General features: G+C 36.5%; 3 protein-coding genes. 2 read left to right on the top strand and 1 reads right to left on the bottom strand.

Annotated features, from left to right (window positions below; translation table 11 throughout):
• Window positions 1-6: 6 nt before the first annotated feature.
• Window positions 7-909 carry an HTH-type transcriptional activator IlvY gene (gene ilvY, locus A9G30_RS04175; protein WP_065568092.1) on the bottom strand — a complete coding sequence of 301 codons (903 nt, stop codon included), beginning with the start codon at window positions 907-909 and terminating at the stop codon, window positions 7-9.
• A gap of 206 nt (window positions 910-1,115) precedes the next feature.
• On the opposite strand from ilvY, the gene prfC reads away from it, so the two are divergent.
• On the top strand, window positions 1,116-2,708 hold the full coding sequence (prfC, locus tag A9G30_RS04170) for a peptide chain release factor 3 (RefSeq protein ID WP_065582901.1): 1,593 nt from the start codon (window positions 1,116-1,118) through the stop codon (window positions 2,706-2,708).
• A 113-nt stretch (window positions 2,709-2,821) separates the two neighbouring features.
• Window positions 2,822-5,697, top strand: a 2,876-nt coding sequence (gene ptrA / locus A9G30_RS04165) for a pitrilysin (protein WP_065588158.1), incomplete at its 3' end; no start/stop codon positions are given.

Below are 5,697 nucleotides of genomic sequence, written 5' to 3'. Positions count from 1 at the left end.
TTTTTGTTATTCGTTATTGAGTAAATTTAAATTACAAATTTTCCAAAAAGCGGCAATGATTTTTTCAGATAAGCGTCTTTTTTGCACACAAATCCCTACATCAAATGGCTCCATTAAATTGGTGGACCATTCTGTAATTCGTTCTCGGACTCTTTCTGGACTGTTGTCCATCACGACTTTTGGCAATAAGGCGACACCACAACCCAAAGCAACCATCGACACAATCGCTTCATGCCCTGCGACAGTAGCATAAATTTTTGGGTTGGTTATTTTCTTTTGTTTAAACCATAAATCAATGCGGTGACGGCTTGGGCCATGTTCTGGCAATATAAAAGGGATATTGTGCCAATCAGGTTTTTTTTGATGCAATTTATCGCTAAATGAGCTATTTAGTTTGGGAATCAACAAAACCATGTCAATTTCACCAAATTTTAAAAACTCAATGCCCGTAGGTAGCTGTTTAGGTTTTCCTGCAATGGCTAAATCGGCAGCATTGGATTGTATTTTTCCAACCGCATCGGCGGCATCGCCCGTTGATAGTTTGATTTCAACTAATGGATAGTGGATCCTAAAACGATCAAGTATTTCAGGCAAATGGCTGTAGGCTGCAGTAACAGAGCAAAATAGAGTTAACTCCCCAACTAATTGTTGTTCTGATTGATCTAAATCCTGCCGTACTTGTTGGTGCAAATTGATCACTTGCTGGGCAAAACGCTTTACTTTTTCCCCTTCATGAGTCATTTGTACTTGCCGATTATCACGAATAAACAGTGCATGGCCAAAGTGTTCTTCTAAACGTTGAATTTGTCTCGATAACGTTGATGGGCTGACATGCATGGCATTAGCTGTCATGCCAAAATGACAAGTTTCACACAAATGTAAATACAATTTTAGATCTCGAATATTCATAACTAGTTCCGTTTTTATACTGAAAAGTTAGGTTTAGCCTGAAACTTTTTGGCAAAAAGACAAACAGCATTTAGCAATATTAAAGTCAAATATTATGCATAGATAAGCCAATAAGGCAAATAACAGCAATAATAACATCAATGGCAAAATAGATAGATACCTGCTAAAATAAGTGATTATTTTGTGTGGATTAAAAAGTTAATTTTATGACAGAACAAGCGTATTTAGATGAAGTCAAAGCTCGTCGCACTTTTGCGATTATTTCTCATCCTGATGCAGGTAAAACAACGATTACCGAAAAGGTGCTATTATTTGGTCATGCTATACAAACTGCGGGTACCGTAAAAGGTCGTGGTGCCAATGCTCAACATGCTAAATCTGACTGGATGGAGATGGAAAAGCAACGTGGTATTTCAATAACAACCTCGGTCATGCAATTCCCATATAATGACTGTTTAGTCAATTTACTTGATACTCCTGGACATGAGGATTTCTCAGAAGATACTTATCGCACGTTAACTGCGGTTGATAGTTGTTTGATGGTGATTGATGCGGCAAAAGGGGTTGAGGATCGCACACGTAAATTAATGGAAGTGACAAGGCTACGCAATACACCAATTTTAACGTTTATGAATAAATTAGATCGTGATATTCGCGATCCTATGGAACTGCTTGACGAAGTTGAAAACGAGCTAAATATTATGTGCGCACCCATTACTTGGCCTATCGGTTGTGGCAAATTATTTAAAGGAGTTTATCATTTAGCGAAAGACGAGACTTACCTTTATCAATCAGGTCAAGGCCATACTATCCAAGAGATTCGAATTATTAAAGGGTTAACTAACCCTGATTTGGATTTAGCTGTTGGCGATGATTTAGCGCAACAACTACGTGAAGAACTTGAATTAGTACAAGGCGCGTCAAATGAATTTGATCTAGAGGCCTTTTTATCAGGTGATTTAACGCCCGTTTTTTTTGGTACGGCATTAGGCAATTTTGGTGTTGATCATATGCTTGATGGTCTAACAGCATGGGCACCAACGCCACAACCACGGCAAAGTGATAAGCGAGAAGTCAAATCTTCGGAAGAAAAATTCAGCGGTTTTGTGTTTAAAATTCAAGCCAATATGGATCCTAAGCATCGTGACCGAGTTGCATTTATGCGTATTGTATCAGGTAAATATGAAAAAGGCATGAAGTTACGCCATGTTCGTATTGCTAAAGATGTTAATATTTCTGACGCCTTAACGTTTATGGCTGGTGATCGTGAACATGTTGAAGAAGCCTATGCTGGCGATATTATTGGACTACACAATCATGGTACTATTCAAATCGGTGATACTTTTACCCAAGGGGAAGATTTAAAATTCACAGGTATCCCTAACTTTGCACCAGAATTGTTTCGCCGAATCCGCTTAAAAGATCCGCTTAAACAAAAACAGTTATTAAAAGGACTAGTGCAATTGTCTGAAGAAGGCGCTGTACAAGTATTTCGCCCACTAGCTAATAATGACTTAATTGTGGGCGCTGTTGGGATTCTTCAGTTTGATGTGGTTGTTGCACGTTTAAAATCAGAATATAACGTTGAGGCAATTTACGAATCAGTTAATGTCACAACCGCCCGCTGGGTAGAGTGTAGTGATGTAAAAAAACTAGAAGAGTTTAAACGTAAATGCGAACAGAACCTTGCTTTAGATGGCGGAGATAACCTTTCTTATATTGCGCCAAGCATGGTTAATTTGAATTTGACTCAAGAACGGTATCCTGATGTTAAATTTAGGAAAACTCGTGAGCATTAATTTAGTCATCTACCAAATCACAGAGTTTATCAAGATGCTGTAGTATTATTGATAAATTTGTTGTTTTTATTTTTTGTTATTGCTATTAAAACTGAGTTGAGCGAGCAGAAATTATGATTTATAAGAATAGAAGAAAATTAGTTAATTTTATTATTAGTGGATTTATTGGGGCTTTACTTACCACTTCATATTCATCTTTTGCCATCGAAAACAAGCTTGCCAAACCAGTTTTGTTAGAAAAGGTACAACAAAGTGAGCGCGACAAGCGCCAATATGAAGTTATTGAACTGGCGAATAAAATGCGCGTTTTATTGGTTTCAGATCCTAAAGCGGTTAAATCGTTGGCGTCATTAGCGTTACCGGTTGGTTCGTTGCAAGATCCCAAAGATCAGCAAGGTTTAGCGCATTATACTGAACATATGGTATTAATGGGATCGAAAAAATACCCCGAACCAGCGAGTTTTTCGCAGTTTTTAAGCCGTCATGCTGGTAGTTATAATGCTAGCACTGCTGCGCATCGTACTGCGTTTTATTTTGAGGTCGAAAATAGCGCATTTGAAACAGCATTAGACCATTTGGCTAATGCTATTGCCCAGCCAAATTTAGATCCTAAATTTGCCGATAAAGAACGTAATGCGGTAAATGCGGAACTGACCATGGCGAGATCAAATGATGGTTTTCGTATTGGACAGATTGATTCAGAAACTATTAATCAAAACCACCCAGCTTCTCAATTTTCGGGCGGTAATTTACAGACATTGAGTGACAAAGAAAGCAGTAAACTACAAGATGCTTTAGTTAATTTCCATCAAGGCTATTATTCTGCCAACATTATGGTAGGGGTAATTTATAGTAATCAGTCTATTAATAAATTGGCCAAGTTAGCAGAAAGCACTTTTGGTCAAATTGTTAATAAAAATATTGATGCACCTAAAATTGATAAGCAAGCGCTGACCGCTGAGACATTAGGTAAACAAATTACGATGGTACCAGCGCAACCCAAAAAATTGTTATTATTGCAATTCCCCATTGAAAATAATGTGGCTAAGTTTGCTGACAAGAGTGATGAATATATTGGCTATTTAATTGGTAACCGTAGCAAAAATACATTAGTTGATCAGCTTCAAAAGCAAGGTTTGATTGAGAGCATTCAAGCGTCAAGTAATCCAATTAAATATGGCAATAGTGGGTTATTTAGTATTTACGTTAATTTAACAGAAGATGGTCTTGCCCAAAAAGATAAGGTTATTGCAGCTATTTTTAATTATTTACAATTAATTCAACACGAAGGGCTTTCTGACGCTTATTATAAAGAAATGCAAAAAGTGCTAGCGTTAGAGTTTAAATATCAAAATATTGAACGTGATATGTCTTATGTGGAATGGCTGTCTGATCAAATGTTGTTATACCCTATTAAAAATGTGTTGAATTCTGATTATGTTGCTACGCATTTTGACAAAACAACGGTAGTTAATCGTTTAAAAAGTTTCACCGTTAATAATGCAAGGGTTTGGATTATTTCTCCTAATCAATTGACGAATAAGACCGCTTATTTTGTTGATGCCCCGTATAAAATTGATAATATTACTAATGAAGAAAAAGTAAATTGGCTAAATTTAAGTAAAAGTTTTTCGTTTAGCTTGCCTGAACTCAACCCTTATATTCCAGATGATTTTACGATTTTGAGCCAAAACAGCAATCAATCACAACCAGCGGGATTCAGCAAGCGTGGAAACCATTTCCATTTCGTTAGTCAGTATTTTCGTCAAGAACCGAAAGCTGAAATTGTAGTTTCGTTACGAAATAATGAAGCTTTTATTGATGCGAAATCCAAAGTAGCGTTTGATTTACTCGATTACATCGTTAGCCGTCAATTAGCGCAATTACAATTTCAAGCAAGTATTGCTGGTATAGCCTTATCTACGGGTAGCGATGATGGTTTGATGATTACGGCTAGTGGCTTTAATCAACACTTACCTGAAATGATATTAGCGATACTTAATAGTTATCGCCAAATAACGATTGATGAACAAAGCTTAGCTTTAGCCAAGTCATGGTATTTGCAAAAACTTGATGCAGCGGAACATACAAATAGTTACCAATTAGCTGTTAATCCTGTGAGTGCATTATCTTCTGTTCCTCATTATTATGAGCGAAGTGTCAGGCGTCAAATCACAGAAGATATGAGTATTAATGATATTTTAACTTATCGTAATAATCTAATGACTAATTCTGTACCTTATATGCTAAGCTTGGGAAATTTATCTAATGAGAATTCATTAGATCTTTATCATGCTATTCAAAAAATGCTTGCACGCAAAGCTGAATTTACCCCAATGAAAAGCATCAAAATTAAATCACCTTTATTGGCACAAATTACTCAGCAGGCCAAAAGTACTGATAACGCCTTGATGATGAGCTATATCCCAACGAATTATGATCGTATTACAAGTAGTATGTTAAGTTATACACTTTATAAAATAATCTCGCCATGGTTCTTCGATCAGTTGCGAACTAATGAGCAACTTGGTTATGCTGTATTTACAACGCCAATTACGGTTGGGGATTCTGCGGGGATGAGTTTTATTATCCAAAGTAATCAGTATGATCCAGCTTATTTGCTTAAGCGTTATCAAGAGTTTTACCCAATTATGTTAAGTAAGTTAGAAGCTTTATCAGAAAATGATATTGAGCAATACAAAAAGGCGATACTTGAGGAGCTGACAATGCCACCTCAAACATTGGATGAAGAATTAAGCCGTTATATGCCAGATTATCGTTTATCACGTTTTGCTTTTGATTCACGCAGTAAAAAAATAGCGAAGGTAAAAAACATCAATAAACAAGATTTGATCGATTTTTATCGTTATTCAATAATCAATCAAAAAGGCTTAGTGCTTGCTTCGCAAGTGCTTGGTAAGCGTTCAGATGATATTAAACAGCCTAATGCAATTTCAGAATTTACTGAATTTGAAAATGCATCAGCACT

Origin of the sequence: Gilliamella sp. Fer4-1 (assembly GCF_001690515.1) — a bacterium.
GTDB classification, from domain to species: Bacteria; Pseudomonadota; Gammaproteobacteria; order Enterobacterales; family Orbaceae; genus Gilliamella; species Gilliamella apicola_C.
Note: the sequence above shows the minus strand (reverse complement) of the source record. Positions and strands in the feature narration are given on the sequence as shown.

Excerpts from the sequence above, each read along its gene's own strand:
- ilvY (WP_065568092.1), bottom strand. The coding sequence starts at position 909 with ATGAATATTCGAGATCTAAAATTGTATTTACATTTGTGTGAAACTTGT.
- prfC (WP_065582901.1), top strand. The coding sequence starts at position 1,116 with ATGACAGAACAAGCGTATTTAGATGAAGTCAAAGCTCGTCGCACTTTT.